The organism is Chryseobacterium joostei, from assembly GCF_003815775.1.
Classification (GTDB): Bacteria; Bacteroidota; Bacteroidia; order Flavobacteriales; family Weeksellaceae; genus Chryseobacterium; species Chryseobacterium joostei.
Genome location: NZ_CP033926.1, coordinates 1552496 through 1571961 on the forward strand (window position 1 = coordinate 1552496; position 19466 = coordinate 1571961).

At 33.4% G+C, this 19466-nt stretch carries 16 protein-coding genes; 3 read left to right on the top strand and 13 right to left on the bottom strand.

The window, feature by feature from the left end:
- Window positions 1–77: 77 nt before the first annotated feature.
- A complete protein-coding gene (locus EG359_RS07145; RefSeq protein ID WP_076352738.1) occupies window positions 78–341 on the bottom strand; it encodes a hypothetical protein in 264 nt (87 codons plus the stop codon).
- 411 nt (window positions 342–752) lie between these two features.
- On the opposite strand from EG359_RS07145, the gene EG359_RS07150 reads away from it, so the two are divergent.
- The gene (locus tag EG359_RS07150) at window positions 753–1634 is read left to right on the top strand and encodes a hypothetical protein (protein ID WP_076352187.1); all 882 of its coding nucleotides are present in this window, start codon (window positions 753–755) and stop codon (window positions 1632–1634) included.
- Window positions 1635–1740: 106 nt separating this feature from the next.
- Here the strand turns inward: EG359_RS07150 and EG359_RS07155 are convergent, their stop codons facing one another.
- The 10 genes from EG359_RS07155 to EG359_RS07200 form a co-directional block, all read right to left on the bottom strand.
- The gene (locus EG359_RS07155; protein WP_076352188.1) at window positions 1741–2640 is read right to left on the bottom strand and encodes a TIGR01777 family oxidoreductase; all 900 of its coding nucleotides are present in this window, start codon (window positions 2638–2640) and stop codon (window positions 1741–1743) included.
- 65 nt (window positions 2641–2705) lie between these two features.
- A complete protein-coding gene (locus EG359_RS07160; protein WP_076352189.1) occupies window positions 2706–3410 on the bottom strand; it encodes a YqjF family protein in 705 nt (234 codons plus the stop codon).
- A gap of 56 nt (window positions 3411–3466) precedes the next feature.
- On the bottom strand, window positions 3467–3949 hold the full coding sequence (locus tag EG359_RS07165; protein ID WP_076352190.1) for an SRPBCC family protein: 483 nt from the start codon (window positions 3947–3949) through the stop codon (window positions 3467–3469).
- Between the two features lie 3 nt (window positions 3950–3952).
- Complete coding sequence (locus EG359_RS07170; RefSeq protein WP_076352191.1) at window positions 3953–4735, bottom strand: fatty acid desaturase; 783 nt, start codon at window positions 4733–4735, stop codon at window positions 3953–3955.
- Window positions 4736–4746: 11 nt separating this feature from the next.
- Window positions 4747–5559 (bottom strand): DCC1-like thiol-disulfide oxidoreductase family protein, encoded by an 813-nt coding sequence (locus EG359_RS07175; RefSeq protein WP_076352192.1) that lies wholly within the window; start codon window positions 5557–5559, stop codon window positions 4747–4749.
- Window positions 5560–5707: 148 nt separating this feature from the next.
- Window positions 5708–6211, bottom strand: coding sequence for a GbsR/MarR family transcriptional regulator (locus EG359_RS07180; RefSeq protein ID WP_076352193.1), 504 nt, complete (start codon window positions 6209–6211; stop codon window positions 5708–5710).
- Between the two features lie 207 nt (window positions 6212–6418).
- A complete protein-coding gene (locus tag EG359_RS07185; protein ID WP_084180312.1) occupies window positions 6419–10930 on the bottom strand; it encodes a TonB-dependent receptor plug domain-containing protein in 4512 nt (1503 codons plus the stop codon).
- Between the two features lie 3 nt (window positions 10931–10933).
- Window positions 10934–13702, bottom strand: a complete 2769-nt coding sequence (locus EG359_RS07190) for a hypothetical protein (protein WP_123867300.1) — start codon at window positions 13700–13702, stop codon at window positions 10934–10936.
- 71 nt (window positions 13703–13773) lie between these two features.
- Window positions 13774–16017, bottom strand: coding sequence for a T9SS type A sorting domain-containing protein (locus EG359_RS07195; RefSeq protein WP_076352196.1), 2244 nt, complete (start codon window positions 16015–16017; stop codon window positions 13774–13776).
- Window positions 16018–16030: 13 nt separating this feature from the next.
- Window positions 16031–16549 (bottom strand): RNA polymerase sigma factor, encoded by a 519-nt coding sequence (locus EG359_RS07200; protein ID WP_076352197.1) that lies wholly within the window; start codon window positions 16547–16549, stop codon window positions 16031–16033.
- Between the two features lie 242 nt (window positions 16550–16791).
- Between EG359_RS07200 and EG359_RS07205 the strand changes: the two genes are divergently transcribed.
- Window positions 16792–17994, top strand: coding sequence for a C1 family peptidase (locus tag EG359_RS07205; RefSeq protein ID WP_076352198.1), 1203 nt, complete (start codon window positions 16792–16794; stop codon window positions 17992–17994).
- A gap of 108 nt (window positions 17995–18102) precedes the next feature.
- Here the strand turns inward: EG359_RS07205 and EG359_RS07210 are convergent, their stop codons facing one another.
- Together EG359_RS07210 and EG359_RS07215 are read right to left on the bottom strand one after the other, a co-directional pair.
- Window positions 18103–18531, bottom strand: coding sequence for a hypothetical protein (locus EG359_RS07210; RefSeq protein WP_076352199.1), 429 nt, complete (start codon window positions 18529–18531; stop codon window positions 18103–18105).
- A 32-nt stretch (window positions 18532–18563) separates the two neighbouring features.
- The gene (locus EG359_RS07215) at window positions 18564–19088 is read right to left on the bottom strand and encodes a hypothetical protein (protein WP_076352200.1); all 525 of its coding nucleotides are present in this window, start codon (window positions 19086–19088) and stop codon (window positions 18564–18566) included.
- Window positions 19089–19256: 168 nt separating this feature from the next.
- On the opposite strand from EG359_RS07215, the gene EG359_RS22400 reads away from it, so the two are divergent.
- A complete protein-coding gene (locus EG359_RS22400; protein ID WP_164463050.1) occupies window positions 19257–19415 on the top strand; it encodes a bacteriocin-like protein in 159 nt (52 codons plus the stop codon).
- The last annotated feature ends 51 nt before the right edge of the window (window positions 19416–19466 follow it).

Genomic DNA, 19466 nt, shown 5'->3' on the forward strand with positions numbered 1-19466 from the left:
TTTTATATTGAAAATTTCTCAAAATTCAAATTATAAAAACAGCCTTTTCCAATTTTAAAAACTGCAAAAAATCTGTATTATTTAGCCTGTCTAAGCAATCGCTTTTCAGTGGCATATCTTTGATTTAAGGCTTTCATCTGATCTCTCTTCATCTGTTTGGTGGCAAGCGGATGATTAAGAATCAATTTTTTCTCAATATTGTATTTTTTTGTAAGCTCCTGCATTTTAATATTTACCATCTCGCTTTTTGAAGGATGCGGAGGTACTGGCGGACGTTTTTGGGCAGAAACATTCATTGTTAAACCTAATAATAACAGGGTTGAAATAAATAACTTTTTCATGATGTCTATATTTTTGAATGCTTTAATCAATTTATGATTAATTAAATCCATTCTGGTTTATAGAAAATGTGCATATATCGTACCAATATTTTTTTGTAGGCTATGTAATACAACTACCTCAATACAAATACTTCTACTCATGAAGTTAAAATATGGATCTAATTGTATATAAAAATATACATAAAGTAATGTGAAATAAATTAATTATCAGGAGCAATTAACTCCCATTTTATTGATATTTTCTATTGAAATTAGACGATAAATATTTTTTTAACAAACAGATTTTAAACACTATAAAAAACATCACCAATCAGAGATTAAAATTAAAATATTATTAAAATTCACTAAATAGTGTATTTTTAGACTGTTTTTTTATAATTTTGTTCAAACCCAATTAAAAATAAAAATGAAATGAAAAAATACATCTTGGTTCTTTTACTTGTAAGTTTTTTTATAAATGCACAAGTAGGTATTAATACAACATCTCCCAATAGCACTTTAGCAATAAACGGTTCACTAGGAGCAGGCTATAGCCAGATTACAGCCACAAACTATACCATCCTGCCTACTGATCATTATATAACTTATAATGGAACCAATAATGCTACGTTTACTCTTCCCGTTATAGGAACCGGGACTAGCAGTTATACCGGAAGAATTTATAAAATAAAAAACATATCAACATTTGGTATTACGCTTCAGGCATCAAGTGGTAATACATTAAGGATTGACAATACTCCGGTTGCTTCGTTTGTAATTCCAACAGGGGCTTATGCTGAAGTAGTAAATAACAGTAATACGACGGGTGGAACCTGGGATCTATCCTTTACGGTTCTTCCTAAGCCTAGTAACGTGGAAATTTATGGGGCACAGGTTTCCATTCCGCCTCATGGAAACGGATCACCTGGAGTTAATGACTGGTCAAACCATGCTATTACTACTTATGATACAGGAACAGGAACCGATGTATGGTGGGTTATCAGTAAAGCCTCGGTAACCAATGCCCATACGGCTGCTTACTCTAATACAAGTAGAATGACTATTGTTTATGAGTACCAGGGGGCGCCCTTCAATGTGACTAATATGTACCCTATTCTTACTGCGGGAAATAATTCCAGTTTCCCTGATGTATTTACGGCATCCTTTGTAAGTTTGGCCAACAATGGTACGGCTGGAAAGACCAGGCTTACGGTGTCTGTTGCCCGTGTAGATTTTATTGGGGCTAACGGAACCAATAACAGTAACTGGACAGGGGCTTTCTTATTGAATCTTTTACTGGCAAGGAAATATTAGAGACTTTAATTACATATTTAACTATTACAAATACAAAAGGCTGCTTTAAAAGCAGCCTTTTGTGATATATTGGTATAATAATTTTGTGGTCTAAAGGAAAACCTGGCTAGTTTTTCAGGAGTTCAGCAACCACTTCTTCAAAGGTTGGGTACAAAAACTGAAATCCGCTTTTCATTACGTTTTCCGGATAAACATTTCTACTTTTGAGTAATAGTTCTGTCTCTGTTTTCAAAAATATTGACGCCAATTCCAACTGCCAGACAGGAGCATTCATTCCAAACGGAATGTTTGTCCGTTTTCTAAGCTTTCCCATCATTTCTTCGTTAGATATTGGGTTAGGAGCCGTTATATTGATTGCACCGTTCATATTTTCATTTTGAATGATCCATTCTACCACTCTGCAAAAATCTTCAATATGAATCCAGCTTACCATTTGGTTTCCTCTACCCTGCTTACCTCCCAATCCTAATTTCGTGATCATTCGTAGCTTCGGAAAAGCTCCGCCATTATTTCCTAAAACGATGGAAGTACGAAGTGCTACTTTTCGGTTTTTTTCATTTTTAATTTTAAAAAACTCCTGTTCCCAGCTTTTGCATATATTCATTGAGAAATCATCACCAATAATACCGTCATCCTCTGTATTCAAATGTTTTTCTGAATGCACGTAGATGGTTGCTGAACTTGCATTCAACCATACTTTTGGTTTAGCGGTACAAAGATTCACAGCTTCCTGAAGCACTTTGGTACTGTCAATTCTTGAAGTATAGATTTCTTTTTTATTCTTTTCATGATAGCGGCAATCCACTGATTTTCCTGTAAGGTTAATCAGAACATCTGCTTGTTCAAGAATATTTTTCCATTCACCTATAGTTTTTGCATCCCAATGGATTTCATTTTCACGTTTAGGTCTACGGGTAAGAATATACACTTGACTTCCTTTTTCTGCAAAGTGTTTTTCAAGATTTTCACCAAGGAATCCGGTACCTCCGGCTATAATTATTTTCATTTCTATAATTTTTTAAATTTAGGATATAGGAAGCAAACTTCTATGTAATAATTATTTAAAACTTGTCATATAATATACTTCTTAGTTTTCACTGCTATTTCAGAACCTTCAGCCAACATTACTGAAACAGGTTCCTGATGATTCAGACACTCAAAATCTTTTCCATAAACCTTATGAAAATCAATTTCAACATGATGATCTTTAACCTCATAACAATCCCATTTTGAGTGGCATACTTCATATTCGGAAGTACTGTTTTCTTTTTTGGTAAAGCCAAAATAATGTTCTGTGATAAATTCAAATTCTGAATCTGCTTCCATCGGTTTTGCCTTATTTTCTGCCATAATCTGAATGGAATGCCAGCTTTTATCTCTCCAGGAATATTTAATCAATAATTCATCTTCTTTCTCATGAATCAAGTTTTTCATAGGCATAGTGTGATAATTTTCCTTGTAAACAGAATTCGCAACAAAACTTAAGGCCGGCTTTGGAACGATTTCCTTAATAAAAACCACACCTCTTTTCCAGATTCCGTTTTCTTTTTTCTTTACATAAAACCTAAGGTTTACTTCTTCAAAATTACGATGAAAAGGAATTGGCAAGCCTAATAGTTTTGTATTTAAAAACATGAATCCCACTAGGCTTATGTAGCATTTTTCTTTATAGAAATCCAGTTCTGTTCCCTCAGGTAGATATTTTAATAATAAAGCTGGATTAATCTCGTAATTGATGATCGCTAGTTTTCGCCATTCGGCTTTTAAAAAGTTCATAATTGGTTTTTTTTAGTAATTTGATGAATTTTGACTCTAGATTAAATCACACTAGATTAAATCACAATCTTTTTATTGATAACTGTAGTGGTAGATTCTGCCGTATTTTTTATTAATCTGTTTCTTTCCAACAGAAAATTTCTAAGATAGTTTTTAAGAAAAATTCTATTGAAAAGCTTTCCTACAATTCCTAATGGAGATTCAAATTCAAAGATGTCTATCATTAATGTTTTTCCTTCAAGCATTTTAAAAATATGTTGATGACGCATGGATTTGAAAGCTCCTTTTTGCATTTCATCGGTAAACTGGCTGGGTTTATCCATACTTATAATTTTTGTAGTAAGGGTTTGATAAACACCCAAATGTTTGGCTTTCCAGGTTACGGTTTCATTTTCTTCAATACAACCGGATGTACGTCCTGCAATTGCTTTTTCATGGGTTCGCGAAGTTGATTCTTGGTGCAGATCAATATTTCTTGCCCAATCAAAAACACATTGAATATCAGCATTGATTAAGGTTTCTAAATAAATTCTTGACATATCTCAAAAGGTTTGCTTTTTATTTAATTCAGGAAGTCTTCTGTCTATTCTCTCGGCCAACTCAGGAAGCTTGATGGTGGGAACTGCGGGAAAAAGATGATGTTCCATGTGATAAAACATACTGAACGTTAGTTTATTTTTCCAGAATCCTCGTTGTGTCCTTGCCAAATTGTGATCTTCATGGGTATCGTGATGAACGGTCCAGACTGCAAAAAAGGCCATTAACAGTTCTCCAAAAATCATTACCAAAACATGATACATCAGAAAATGGATTTGAAAATAAAATACCAGAAATATGATAATAGCTATTGAAGTCAGTTCCAAAAACATATTTTTTCTGTATGTTTTATTTGCTTTTTTTAAGGTAATATGGTGAATCAGAAACATATGCTTTGGTCCATAAAGAATAGCTTCGTACCATTTCATTGAGGCTGATTTCCCTTCATAGTCTTCTTCGGAAAGGCAAAATTTATGATGTCTGATATGATTGAATTTCACAGCATGAATGGATGCCATCATGGTAAGACTGTTCAGATACAACGACAGCCAGGTTAGAAATTTTCCAGTTCCCAAGGAGTTATGAAACCCATTATGAACCTGTCTGAGCGCTGTCAGGAAATAAAATCCCGAAAAGGGCAATGCCAGCCAATAATATTCATTGTATGCTAAAAGTAATGAGATCAGAAGCCATGGCAGGCTGATATTATTTTCAATCAGCATTTCTTTCAAAGAAAGTTTCTTAAGGTCTTTCCATTCTACTGCTTTTATGAGTTCAATATGATTCATGACTTTACTATTTAAATGGTTGTTAAAATAATAATGACTAGGGCTGTTATTCTGAATAAAACCCATGAAATGGTTGGAAAATAGTTCAGTTGTAACATCTTACATCTTCTTATATGTTCCAGAAACATAATGAATACTACTATTCCAAAGTAAATAAGGTAGAAAACAGGAGAAAAGCTTGTTATCAAGGCTGGAATTAAAAGCAGCGTACCTATTAAAGAAACCGTCATCATATTTCCAAGGTAATCCCAAATTTTTTCCTTTAAATAAGCTTTTAAAAATAGTGTTTGCCAAAGGATCTGTCCTAAACATACACCAAATTCTCTGAAGAAATTCGGAGTTAGATTCATCCCGAGTTTTCCTGAAAACATACTTAAAATATAGGCTGAAAAAATTGCTACAAATGCCATATAACCCAGTCTGTACTTTAAATTAAAATCCGGTACACAAGATTGTGGTGTATTATCTTTCTTTGAGGGAATGATCTGTTTTCGATTATAAGAAACAAAAGAATACATTTTTTTGAAAAACCAATATAGAGGTTGTATTCTGGCTATTTTTTCCAACAATGGAAATGAATTTCCAATGATTAAAAGCAAACTGTCTAAACCATAGGTTACTTTATTTTGTCTATAATTTACCAAGGCTATCTCATTTTTTGCCCTGTTAAAATCTATTAGACTTTTATTTCTGCATGATATTTCCGTGAAAGCTTCCCTACCATCTTCATCAAGCATTCCGGATTTTGTAAATCCCTTGGAATATATGTTACACATCGGACATTCATTGTCATAGATTAATGTGTGGTTTTTGAGTGTTTTCATAGGTGATTATTTTAGGTTCTTCTATTTCTAAAGTAAAGGATCAGAAATAAATGGATAATAAAATTTCTCATAATTATTATTAATTTAAAACTTTCAGTAATTTTTGAAAATTAAATTGAAATAAAAAAGGATTTTCATCCTTTCTCATCTATTTCAACAGGTTGGTAATCTTTCCTACCAGCCAGTGATCATCACTCTTTATGGCCAAATCCATAATATTGTTGATCTTTCCGGTTACAGAGCTGAAGTCATTCATCAATTTGATAAACTCCTTGGCTTCCTCTGATTCGTCATCATCAATATTTCTTAATTCTTCCAGAAAGGAAATTACCGGTTCAATCTCTCTCTTTCTACGTTCCTTGGTAATTTGCTTAAAAAGATACCAAACGTCTTTTTCAGCGACGAAGTACTCCTTTCTATCTCCTTTTATAAATTCTTTTCTTACAATCCCCCAATCTATCAAGGCACGAAGATTCATATTAGCATTTCCTCTTGAAATTTCAAGCTGTTCCATTACCTCATCAGTAGATAGTGCTTTACCACTTGCCAAAAGCAAAGCATGCACCTGTGCCATGGTACGATTGATCCCCCAATTGGTAGCAAAGGTTCCCCAGGTTTGAATGTATTTTTCTTTTGCTTCTGAAAGTTGCATTTTGTATACTTTTTAAGATTCTGATACAAATGTAATTATATTTTTTGAATTTTCAATAATTTTTGAAAATTAATTTAAAATGATGTATTCTCTTTCCAAAATTAATCTTTCAATCTCCTATAATAAAGGGTTTCAATATATTCAACAAAAAGAATAAAGCCATCTTACAGGTTGTAAAATGGCTTTGCTTATATTAATGAATATTATTTATGGATCAATTTTCGTGGTTATTCCCTGATTCCAATATTTTGATTCCGGCATATAATAAAGGTATACATTACTCGATTTTCCGGTATAGGTTCCTGCAAATTCTACCTTTAAATCAAGATGAATGGTTTTGGTTTCTTCAGCATTAAAATGTTCCCAATATAGCACAAGATAATTGTCAAAAATCTCATAATAAGAAATTTGTTTTTTATCAATTAGGTCCTTTAATAGAGCATTCTGTAATGTTAATCCTGCAGGAATACCAATCTTCGCAACCGTCATTGGCAGTTGACCATTGATTTTGTTTTTAACAGTCACTGTCATCCTGTTTGTCTCTCCCACGATAGACTTTTCAGATTTAAGCTTTGTTTCCAATACTAAGGGAATATCAGAACTTGCAGGAGCCTGTAAGGTGTAATATTCATATTCTAATTTGTAAGGAAGCCCTTTTTTCTGTGGATAATAATGTATACTCATCTGGTTTTCACCAGATTTATAAGCAGATGCAATACTTATATTGGGTGATACAGCTACATTATTTATTTTAATAATAGGCTTATCATTTCCATAAAGTTTTTCATTTTTTGAAAAGAATTCGGATAGGGTCTGTATTGCTAAGCTAGTTGCCTGAGTGGAACCAAATCCGTAATGTCCATTATTACTCAAAAGCTTATCAGCGGTTTCGATAATTCTCGGTTGGTTTAGCTTTTCATCTTTCTGGAGTGCCATCATATAAAGAGAAAGGGTTTCTGCATTGGCAGATATTCCACCGGAACCCGTAAATGTTGTTTCTGTTTTAAAATTTTCATCTTCAAATTGTTTATTCAGAATTATCATTAAATCGCTGTATTCTTTAGATTTCCCTAAGTGAGCAGAAGCATTAGCCAATAAAGCCAATTGATAAGAGTCCTTTGTTGATAAAGCTCTTTTTAACGTCACCTGATAAGTATCTTCAATTTCATTTTTAAAGCCAAGCTTTGACAATGCATACACAACATACATATTTCTGGACCAAGAACGTTCAGAATAAGGAGTGGTTCTTGACTCATACTCCTTTCGTACTTCGAAAAGCCCGTTCCCATTTTTCTTTGACAAAATAAACGAGGAAAGTCCCTGAATAAGCTTTGGATCTACAACTACATACTTTTTCAGGTCTGTAAACTCCATTAGAGCAAATGCGGAAAGACTTACGTCTGATTCGGCAGTATTGAAATATCCGATGCCACCATCCTTATTTTTGTAGCTCAGCATTTTTTGAAATCCTTTTTTAAGATTTCTAATTACCAGACTTTCTGTAGAGCTATCAATTTTCTTGCTTGATTTTAAATAATCCAGAATAAAGATATTAGGATAAACCGTGGACGAAAGCTGCTCAAAACAGCCATATGGCTCTTTTTTCAATCTTTCCAGATCTTCAAACATCTGCAGGGCAGAATTCTCAAATACATAATAGGATGAATAGAAACTACCGTTGATATATTCCGGAATGCTGAACTTTATATCTTCAGTATTATTATTGATTTTTGAAAAGTAATGTGGAAAGCCTTTTTCTTCTACTTTCAATGGAAGAATCATGGTTTCCCGGAATTCTCCTGCTCTTACTGTAAACTGAATATTGGAATTCACAACTTCATCGGTCTGCATTTTGACGAACAATCTTCCTGACTCCAAGGGTTTCAGAGTAATCAAACTATCGGCTTTCATCAGTTTTACATAGTTGGGAACAATAACATCCATCGTCATTGTTCGTGTTTGCTGGGAATTGTTTTTAATAACAACAGGAATGGTGATTTCATCAGTTCTTGTAAGATATTGTGGGATTTTAGCATCAATTGAAATAAGACTTTGTGCCGCATACGTAGTTTCATCTCTTCCTAAAAGCCCGGATGCTGCAATTCCCTCTGTAATGATTCTAAATGTAGTGTTAGCATCGGAGTTATAAAATTCAATTTTTGCTTTACCATTTTTGTCTGTTTCTACTACCGGATTCCAGTAAATGGCTTCTCTATAATCAAATCTGTAAGAAGTATTGGTAGTTTTATATTCAGGATAAGCAAATTGACGACTTGTTTCATAGCCGGCAATCTTATTGCTTGGTATTTCCATAATTGCAAAATACGACTTGGGAGTGATATCTAATTTCATCTGTGTAAGACTATTCATAAAAGAATTAATGATAATAACACCATTGGCAGCCCTGCTTCCGTAGATGGATGTGGCTGCAGCATCTTTTAATACGGTAACACTATTAATGTCACTGGGATTGATCATTGTATTAAAATTTTCTACTGGTATTCCATCTAAAATATACAATGGACTTTTGTTGGTTAATGAACCAATTCCTCTGATCCTAATATTTCCAGCCTGTTCACCTCCTGTAGGTGTTATTGTGACACCAGCTACTTTCCCTTGTAATAAAGATCCTAAATTAGGTTCATTGATTTCAGAGTTTTTGACAACGCTTACAGATGCTATAGTAGCTTTTTTATTCATACCGTACCCTACAACAACAACTTCTTCAATCATTTTGTCACTATCCTTATAATAAGAAGAGTCAGATTTCTTAAATTGTGTAGAATTTTTTGTTAGTACCTCCTTTGGTTTCTCCTTGATTTCAGCTTCTTTTATGATCTCTTCTACATCTATATTGCTAAGCTTCTGTTTAACCAAAGGGTTAATATCCAGATTATAAGACAGAATTTTGATATTTATTTTATGCTTTGGCTGAAAAGATTTAGCTATTATTTTATATGAATCATTATCCCCCATGCCTGAGAAGTAGAATTTACCATTTTCGGCCGTTGTTTGTTTAAGAATCTCTCCGTGGGATGTTTCTACAAGAAAAACATTGGCCTTTACAGGCTTTTTATTTTCATCCTCTACAACTCCATACACTGTTCCTTTTTTTTCAGGAAGAAATTTGTATTTACCTGTTTTAAGGACTTCAGGAATAGGTTCAAAATATCTGTACCCGTTGGTTAACATAACAAGATCTAAACTTTTATCTGCTTTTTCTTCTTTTTTGTCAAAATAAAACTGTGGTCTTTCAATCTTTCCTCTCAATTCGGAATCCATCAGCAGCCAAGAAAGGATATGATTTTGCTTATCATCAGCATATGTCCAAAGCTTATCATCTACCACGCTGATTGCTAGGTTTGCCGGCAAAGGTTTATTGTTTTCATCTGTAGTTTCAATATCCAGAATTACTTTTTCCCTTGGCTGGTAAAATTTCTTTATTGGTACTATCCTTACATTCATTTGTTGGTTTTTATTGGTAAAAACAACACGTTCTGCAAGAGGAATATTATTTTCCAGTATAGTAAATCTGCAAATTCCAATTGGAAGTTCTTTTTCCTGTAATTCAAATGAATTGATCCCGTTTTTTAATGTAAATTCTTTGCTGTAAACTTCTTTTCCGCGGAAAGTTCCCTGTAGAACAACTTTCTTTTCCTGGATAGAAGCTATTTTAAATAAAAGCAAATTATGTTCTGCCTTGATGTTTAACGTTAGACCATCATTTTTAGCTACAGGAAAATTATAAACCTGAGTTATGTTTTCCGGTCTTATTACTTTTGCGTAATAATTATCTCCTTTTTTAGGGGTAAAAAGGAAACTTCCCATTCCGAAATTATAAGCAGATACCTCCTCTATTTTTTCATGATTCTGATTGTAGATACCCAAGACAGCATCTACCGGTTTTTCAAATTCATCCAGAACTTTAAAGGCTATGTTCTGCTCTATTCCATTGATAAAGGGACCTCCCTCAGGCATGAATTTCACATTTAGATTATTCAAAACAATAGGTATATTTCTTGAAATAGATTCTGTAAACCCATCAAAATTGACCTTAATATTCAGAAGTGCATCTGAAGATTTTATAATCTTAGGAAGTTTAAACTTTAATAGAAATTTTCCTTCTTTATCTGTGACAATCTTTCTTTCTGAAACGGTTTCTCCATTATGCATCGCCATATAATCTGCCTCATAGAAAGGAATAGGCAGATTGCTCAAACTTCTCATGGAAAAATCTGCTGTCACCTCATCACCGGGACCATATCCTTTTTTAGGAAAATCAAGCTTCATTAAAATTCTGGGCGATACAATTTTCTGTAGGGTAATTTCTTTTTCAAAGGCATTTTTACCGTCTTCATTCTGCATCCAGTTAGTATAAGCCCTGATCTTGTAAATTCCACCTTTCATATCATCCGTGAAAGAAAAATACCCTTGCGCGTACCCGTTGATAACTTCATACTTTGCTTTTTTCAGGACACTTCCTCCTGGATCAATGATTTCAAAATTAACAATCTTGCTGTCTTCTGCGGGAAGATTGTCTGTACCTTTTACCACGTATATTTTAAAGTACATTTCTTCACCAGGTTTATAGAATACATGATTGGTCTGAATATAGGTTTTCTCTTTTTTAAAATCCTGAAATGATTGCTGAGCTTTCAAAAACACTGATGAAAGCAAAAGGTTCAGCAACATGATATATGATGTAAATTTGAGATTCATAGGTTAAAATTTAAATGAAACAATGCAACCAAATGTTTTAAAGGACGGCAGATTGAAAAAATCCAATCCTTTTCCATTATCCATATCATAGAAGTTCTGATTAGGGTCTACTCCTTTATTGGCCTGCCAAAGCACTATATTATCTACATACAATGTTAGCTTCAAAGACCTTTGGGTATTATTGATAGGAAAATTGGCAGATAAGGAAATATTGTTGACCCTTACATAATCCGCTTTTTGCACATAGTTTTCTGCCACTCCCAAATAGCCATATCTAGACCATTTGTTTTCCTGAACACTTCGATGAGGATCATAATAATCTACCGGAGTTTGATTGGTATTTCCATTAGCATGAATCCCTTGAAAAATATAATTTTTTATATTTCTTTCTTCTCCGGAATCATAAGAGCGGCCATAATAATCAAGAACAGCCTGTGTCCCATTCCAAAGATCACCTCCTTTTTTCCACTCCCAATTGATATCCAGTGAAAAATTTTTGTAAGATAAACTGTGATTAAACTTCATGACAAAATCAGGACTAGGATCTGCGATAATCTTCATACCATCTGCTTTTTTAGGAAAACCGGAATCATCAATAATCAATTGTCCATCAGAGTTTCTCTCAAAATAGCTTCCCATTACAGCTCCCAAAACCTGCCCCTCTGTAAGGGTTTTATAAATATCCTGAAAACCAGAGACTGCATTATTATTATAACCAGAAGTAACCTGATTTACAATATCATTATATTTAAAAAATGAAATTTTATTGGTAATAAAAAAATAGTTTCCTAGACGCAGTCGATCATATGCAAAGTTGAATTCATACCCACTGTAGGTATGGTCCGCCATATTTTTTATTTTCAATTGATTGTTTTCAAATACCGGAAAAACATCATCTGTGATTTTTTTATTGAAATACTCACCCTCAAGACTCATATAATACCCAAAGTTTAGTCTACCTCCAATCTTCCATTCTTTTGTATTGATGTTAGATAGCCCTTTGAAACTTTCAGCTTCCTTTACTGGAAAATATTGATAATAATTTTCTGCTTTCAACAAAGTAGTTCCATAGGAAGCATATGATTTTGTAACCTCAGGTTCCGTACTCTGATGAATATAGCTTCCTGAAACTTTAAAGTCATAATTTCTCCAATTAAAAATATTATCAAACCTTATATAACCTGCAGCTTTTGGAAGCCAATAATTATTCCTATTTGAAGTATTGGAAATGTAAAATGAATTTCCAAGATTGAAATTAGCTCTAAAATCACCATCCTGAATTTCCATATTATAATTAAAAATATAATCCTGAGAAGTTCTTTGATAGATATACTTTTTATTTACAAAACTATTGTAAACATCAGATTTTATATCATTTAGAATAAAATTAAGATTAAACATATTATTAAAACTATAGCTTCCAAACTCATAGCTTGCCTTTATATTGGAGTGATACAAGCTATTATTCTGAGTTCTTTCATTGGATATTCCTCCCATGAAACCATAGGTAGATGCCTGATATTGATCCAGATTCCAAAGAAAATTATTTTCATAGGATTGAATTATATCTAGCTTAAAATCTCCCCAGCTTTTATTAGCATTAAGACCAAACTGCCTTTGACGATTTTGATAGCGGTATTTATCATTCTGCATAGAAAGAAAAGATGGATTATCCGAATATTGACTGTACCTCCTCTGTGATCCATCATTTAGCAATATCTGCTGCCCGTTTGAAAACGAAATGGGAGTCAGTAATGAATTTTGATATATCCTGTTGAAAAGTCCAATTCTATTGGTATTTGTAGCCTTATTTTCTTCATATTTAAATGAAAAATCTACCATATAGCCTCCAAAATTTGTCTTAAGTTTTGTTTTAAAAGAATTAGTCAGGTTAAACTGATCGATGAAATATAATTGACTTTTTTGCTGTCTAAGATCAAGTGTAAGCCTAAGCTTCTCGGCATAATCTCGTTTAATGATGGTATTTATGCTCAGTTGATTGCTATTCCCAACCATAACTTTAAACAGATTATTGTTATATCCTTTTGCCTGTTTAAGCCCGTAAGTCAAAGAAATTAGCTTTCCATTCTGATCATACTTGTAAGGCTGACCGTCAAATGCAAGTGTAGAAATATCCGGTCCGAAACTAAACATTTCACCTGTTTCAGGTCCTTTCCAGGCAAGGTTGCCGTTTTCTGATCTTCCTTGAACGTATCTGCGCTGGGTTGCTGGAAAAGCATTATGACTTTTAATATCCATAGAAGAAGTAAAGTTACCATTCACAACTAGTGTCCATTGACTTAGTTTTTTCAGGGTATAAGTACTATCTTTTCTTAGCTTCAGTTTTCTTATGCCATTAAAATCTTTGTCAGAATGTTTGCTTAAAATTGTTTTAGCATTATCTATACTAAATTCGTCACGGTCTTTATTTGAAACGAGGCTGTCGTATGCCTTGCTATAAATATTTCCAACCTTTTTATTGTCTACCTGATTTTTGAGAATATTTTTCAATTCGTTCAACCTATATGATGGAACTACTTCTGTATTCTTACCTTGATTCCATACTAAAGTATCATAGGGTTTAGCTGCAATAATAGCAAATCCCTCAGCATCAGTCAATTCGTAGACGCCACTATTTTTATTATAAACTTTTAGGAAGTTCTCTGCTTTATTTTTTTGGTTTAAAAACTTTCCTGAATAATATAAATTCGAGTTTTGTGCCTGCAATGCCGTAATCGTAAACGGCAACAGCAATAAATAGTTTTTTTTCATCTTCATGGTAATGTTTCTCAAAATAAGTAAAAAAGAAATTCCCGGAGAAATTTCTTTTTCTTTATTTATTATTATTTTTTAATAATCTTAAAGGTTTCCCAGCTGGTATTAGTCCGGATTCTAATCAAATAGATTCCCTCAGGATATGAAGTCATATCAATAGTATTTTTACTTTCCTCTAAACTTTCCTTTCTCATGATAATTTTCCCTGCAAGATCATAAACAAACAATTCATCAATCACATTCGGTGATTTTATTTTAATCATTCCCTTTGTCGGATTCGGAAAAATTACCGTTTTGAAATCAAGCTGATTGCTTATTTCTTTTTCCATTTTTTTATTGATATTTTCATTGGAAATTCCTTTACTACACTCCGGAAGAGTGGCTCTTTGAAGGATTAATCTTAGTAACAAGTCATTCAATTTTTCAACTTCATAGGAGTCAATAGTAGGTTTAATGTGATTATTTCCTATTCCACTATCGTTCGTCAGAAATGTATAGGTTCCGTTTGTGAGTAACGCAAAGTTTCTCATTAAATATTCGGTTTCCTTATCGGTATCACTTGCTGCCAAAGGAATAATGGTAATCCCTTTTTTAGCAGCATCTTTTATTTTATTATATAATTTCCGGACATTTTCTTCTGACTGGTGTGGAGGTGCATCCAAAATGAGGAACATAATCTTGGTGGAATTTGTACTGCTCCATTTCAATTCATCAATGGAAACCTGCATTGCTTCTACTACAGCTTCCGGAGTATCTCCTCCCCCAGCAGCTTTTTGTTGCTTGATAAATTCTATTAAGTTCTCTGCTTTATCAGAAAAGTCAAATTTTCGGGTAATATATTCATCTCCTTTATCTCTATAAAATACAGAGCCATATCTTACTTCTGTATTTTTCAAATTAGTTTCAACTTTTCTTAAGACATCCAACAATTCAGATTGTAAATAAGAAATCTCATCCCCCATAGAACCTGTTGCATCTACTACAAAAGCCAAATCCAATATCCTTTTTTCCAGACATGATTTATTCATAACAATCAGGTTTTGTTCGTTTTTGAACTCCGTGACATCGTTATTTAAAATCTGGCCTGCGGCATCAGATAAATAATACTTTTGGGAATCTGAATTTTCGTTAGTCATCGGATTGATCCATAATTCTGCATTTCCTAAATTATCTGAAACAGCCTCCCAGATTACATTTTTCTTATCATCCAATAGCTTTATTCTTTCTCCTACAACCGGTTTTCTATCCTTATTTACCAATTGTACAGAAACTCTCCTGTCAGCAAAAAACTTCCAGATATTTTTATATTGATCAAGGCTTGGTACTGCTATATCTTTCCAATAGTTCCATTTAGAAAAATCATTCACCTCTCCAGCGGTAAGTAGCCCTGCTTTTGGGAACTCTTTTTCTTTTTCTATGGGTTTCTTTGGTAATTCCTCGATACTTTTTGAAGATAGTTCTTCAAATTTTGCTTTTTCAGCTCCTCGTAAACGTTTTGTTCTTATAATAATTACCCCATTGCCAGCTCTGCTTCCAAATAATGCTGATGCCTCTTCATTTTTAAGAACTTTTATATCTTTAATCCTTTCCGGTTTTATAACACTTAAAGCTTCTGGATTTACAGGTAAACCATTCACCACAACCAAAGGTTTGCGACTGCTTTCATTTATACTGCTTAGTCCCCTAATACATACATTTCCATCTTTTTCTGGTCTAGAAATGGATATTCCTGCAACATACCCACCTAGTTCTTTTGCTATGTTTACCTCACTAGAAGCAATACTTATCGGTTCTTTCTTTTTACTCCCATATCCAGTGATTACAACCTCTTCAATAGCCTTATCTGAAGTTTCTAAATGGTGTTGAATAGGCGGCGGTAGAAATACAGATTGAGCACTTGGTGCTTTTAATGGTATGGGAACAGGATTACCATTAACCGCTAATTTCTCTACAATAGAATTAGACTTGTTTTTCTCTTTTTCTTTTTGAATATTCTCTTTTGTTATACTGTCTATTGATACTATATGGTTGCTTTCAACAGATTCCTGTAAGCTTCTCTGCTCTAATATTTCCGATTTTACAGACTCTACAGTATTTTTTTTGTCCAGAAAGTAAAAGGCACCCAAACCAATCATCAAGCTAGCTGCAATCCCGTACGGAAACCAGACAGGAATGATTCTCTTTTTCTCCTCTTTTTTATCCAGTTTTTCTTCAATCTTCCCCCAAACTTTATCAAAACCAGGAAAAACTGTTGGCTCATCTGAAAGCTTAGAAGCTTCATTGAATTTTTGATCTATATGATTATTTTCCATTGTTGTAAAAGTTTTAAATGTGTTGATTTAGCAAAAGTTCCTGTAGTTTTTTTCGGGCAAAATTGAGCTGGGATTTTGATGTTCCCTCACTGATAGAAAGCATCGAAGCTATTTCCTTATGCGGATATCCTTCAATGGCAAAAAGATTAAATATAGCTCTACAGCCCTCTGGAAGAAAATTTAGAAGATTTAGAATATCTTTTTCAAAAGAAATATTTTCTACCGTTCCTTCTGAACCACCCATAAAGTTTTCATCCAGAGAAATATGAAGAGCTTTATTCGCTCTTAATTTCTGAAGACACTCATTAACTGCAATTTTCTTTGCCCAAGGTTCAAAGGTTTCAGCATTCTGAAGCTGGTCAATCTTTGTAAAGATCTTGTAAAATGTATCGGCCAATACTTCCTCTATATCTTCATCGTTTTTTAAATAGCGTCTGCAGACTGAGTACAGCTTGCCTGCCATCTTCTCATAAACTTTCCGCTGTGCATTGCGGTCGCTACGTTGGCATTCTAGTAATAATTCTCGTTCCATAGTCAGGAGTTATAGTAGTAAAGATGCAGGAACTTTGGTTGGGGTTGGAAACATAGTGAACTTTTTTTGAAATAAAATTGTAAAATCACAAAAGAACAAATAAATTTTACTTTCTAATTTCTATAAGATTTTGCCTGTCAATACTTTTATTTTTTAACTTTTTTTAATTTCAAATTTAACTTTTCCTCTTGTAACAAATCTCTACTAGTAACGACTATTAATGAAATAATCTTTTTATAGTAATGAAAAATGCGAAAATTGCATCATTACTTTTTGTTTTGTCTGCAGGAAGTATGATGTTTGCCCAAGATGACTTAATCAATAAGTTAAAAAACAACCACTCACAAAATGCTAATTTTCAGTTCACCACACTAAAAGACGTTGGTGCAACTTCTGTAAAGAACCAAGGTTCATCAGGAACTTGCTGGAGTTACTCCGGGAATTCATTCCTTGAATCTGAAATGCAGAGAATGGGTAAAAAGCCTGTGGATCTTGCTGAAATTTTTACAGCAAGAAATTCTTATCATGATAAAGCGAAGTTATACGTTTTAAATAATGGAGCTATCAGTTGGGGTGACGGTGGAGAACTTCACGACGTTATCAATATGTACAAAAAATATGGTGCGGTTCCTCAGGATGCGTATTCAGGGTTGAAAGCAGGTCAAACAACCAACAACTTCAAGGAGATGCAGGGAAAATTAAAACCTGTTCTTGACAGCCTTGTTCAGGCTTCTTCTAAAGGAAAACTTTCTGACAACTGGATGGATTCTGTAGATGCTATTCTTGATGAATATTTAGGAAAAGTACCAGCTAACTTCACTTATGAAGGAAAAAATTACACTCCTAAAACATTTGCTAAAGAAGTAGTGGGAGTTAATCCTGAAGATTATGTAGAATTATCTTCTTATAAAGACTATCCATACTACCAGAAATTTGTAGTTCCAATTCCTGATAACTGGAGCCACGATTCTGATTGGAACGTTCCTATGAAGGACCTAACTGCAATTGTTGACAACGCAGTAAACAAAGGATATTCTATTGGTTGGGCAACAGACGTTTCTGAGCCGTATTTCTCATATAAAAATGGAGTAGCATATGTTCCTGACATGGATCTGGACCAGATTAATGCAGAAAATAAGCAGACTTTGTTTACAGAGCCTAAAAAAGATAAAACCATCACTGAAGATATGCGTCAGAAAGCTCTTAACAACCTTTCTACAACAGATGACCACGGTATGCACATTGTAGGTTTGGCAAAAGATCAAACTGGTAAAGAATATTATATGGTAAAAAATTCTTGGGGAGTAACGAATGACTTCGCAGGATATCTTTATGTAACAAAACCATATGTTGAGTACAAATCAACGGCTATTTTGGTTCATAAGAATGCAATTCCAAAGAGCATCCTTAAACAATTAAAGCCAACCAAGAATATTGGTTTATAAGAAATCACTTCTGTCATTTTTGATGACAGTTTTAGATATTTAAATCTGTTAAAAACGCGCTTCCAACATTTTGGAAGCGCGTTTATTTTTATGAATATGTCTTATAAATTATTTTCCTGTCAGATGGAGAAAGTAATCTGACAGAGAATATATTTTAGGCTTAGAACCTGCTTTATAATCAATGATCAACCATTTATTCTGAGATTCTTTTTTATCAAAAACATATTTCTCCTTTGGAAACTCAATTATTTTATGATCTGTAAAAATAATCTTATCGGGAGCTGCTTCATTTATTTCTGCAGAATAATAATTAGCATCATCAGCAATTGTATAGAAATTGTCTTCTCCCTGTTTTTTCTTAATATCTGCAATTTCCGCTTCATCAGGGCTCAGCATCAATATTGTAGAGCTAGTGATTATAGTATCCGCCTTTACTTTCTGATTTGAATTTTGAGTCAATGATGATTTCCTTTCTGTTTTTTGACACGATAATAAGCAGGTTAATAGTGAAAAAGATAGGCTTACGAAATATTTCATGGGCTTCATTTAAATGATTAAAAATTGTGTATTTATAATGTAATTGTATCCGGACATTTGATAAGATGAACCGTTTTTTCTTTATGATTAAATGGATTTTCTGTTTGAATATATTTTCCAGTCTTTTTATAATAGAAACCAAACCATGTTAAGTTTATTCTGGATTCATCAATAACTTCAAAGTACCCGACTGGTTTTTTCCTATCCATATTGTCCCAATTTTTCATCTCTTTTGGTAAAGGGATAATGGGAGGAAAATCGGTGAAATAAAGTTCATATTTATTAGTTCCCATCTTTTTAAGATCAGCATTCATAGAGAATCTTTCCAATACGGTAAATTGTGCACTGGTAATTACTGATGAAATGTACACCCGATTTCTTGCTTTACAACTTGAAGACCATACTCCCTCAATTGTCTTTACGGAAATCTCGGAAGTTGCCTTTTTTTCCAGCGGTAAAGATGGTTGCTTTTCTTTTCGTTGGCCATCATAAGAAAATAAGAATAATGACATCCCTATTGTCAACAAGGTTTTCCTCATAGTTTTTAATTTTTTCATTCTTAAAATTTGTCTGACATCACTGCAAACTTCTTTCAAGATAATGACTCTACAAATAAAGGGAAAAATAGATTAAAATAAAATTTAAAATAATTTCACTAATTAGCGAAAAATATTGCTTAATTATCAAAAAATATTACATTTGTAGCAACCAACAAATTATTACAAATGAAAAATCTAAAGAAACTAGCAAAATCAGAATTGAGAAAAATTAATGGTGGAAATGCTCCTGCCTGCGAAGGTGGACAAATTGCCTGCCGTCATAAAGCTGAGGATGGCTTTCCTGCTTACTGGACCTGCGAACCAGCCGCACTGGGATGTAGGTAGATTCTAAAATAACAAAACCGGTCCTCAGAGATTCTGAAGACCGGTTTTTAA

Coding starts and splice junctions, on each gene's coding strand:
- EG359_RS07145 (WP_076352738.1), bottom strand. CDS start 341: ATGAAAAAGTTATTTATTTCAACCCTGTTATTATTAGGTTTAACAATG.
- EG359_RS07150 (WP_076352187.1), top strand. CDS start 753: ATGAAAAAATACATCTTGGTTCTTTTACTTGTAAGTTTTTTTATAAAT.
- EG359_RS07155 (WP_076352188.1), bottom strand. CDS start 2,640: ATGAAAATAATTATAGCCGGAGGTACCGGATTCCTTGGTGAAAATCTT.
- EG359_RS07160 (WP_076352189.1), bottom strand. CDS start 3,410: ATGAACTTTTTAAAAGCCGAATGGCGAAAACTAGCGATCATCAATTAC.
- EG359_RS07165 (WP_076352190.1), bottom strand. CDS start 3,949: ATGTCAAGAATTTATTTAGAAACCTTAATCAATGCTGATATTCAATGT.
- EG359_RS07170 (WP_076352191.1), bottom strand. CDS start 4,735: ATGAATCATATTGAACTCATAAAAGCAGTAGAATGGAAAGACCTTAAG.
- EG359_RS07175 (WP_076352192.1), bottom strand. CDS start 5,559: ATGAAAACACTCAAAAACCACACATTAATCTATGACAATGAATGTCCG.
- EG359_RS07180 (WP_076352193.1), bottom strand. CDS start 6,211: ATGCAACTTTCAGAAGCAAAAGAAAAATACATTCAAACCTGGGGAACC.
- EG359_RS07185 (WP_084180312.1), bottom strand. CDS start 10,930: ATGAATCTCAAATTTACATCATATATCATGTTGCTGAACCTTTTGCTT.
- EG359_RS07190 (WP_123867300.1), bottom strand. CDS start 13,702: ATGAAAAAAAACTATTTATTGCTGTTGCCGTTTACGATTACGGCATTG.
- EG359_RS07195 (WP_076352196.1), bottom strand. CDS start 16,017: ATGGAAAATAATCATATAGATCAAAAATTCAATGAAGCTTCTAAGCTT.
- EG359_RS07200 (WP_076352197.1), bottom strand. CDS start 16,549: ATGGAACGAGAATTATTACTAGAATGCCAACGTAGCGACCGCAATGCA.
- EG359_RS07205 (WP_076352198.1), top strand. CDS start 16,792: ATGAAAAATGCGAAAATTGCATCATTACTTTTTGTTTTGTCTGCAGGA.
- EG359_RS07210 (WP_076352199.1), bottom strand. CDS start 18,531: ATGAAATATTTCGTAAGCCTATCTTTTTCACTATTAACCTGCTTATTA.
- EG359_RS07215 (WP_076352200.1), bottom strand. CDS start 19,088: ATGAAAAAATTAAAAACTATGAGGAAAACCTTGTTGACAATAGGGATG.
- EG359_RS22400 (WP_164463050.1), top strand. CDS start 19,257: ATGAAAAATCTAAAGAAACTAGCAAAATCAGAATTGAGAAAAATTAAT.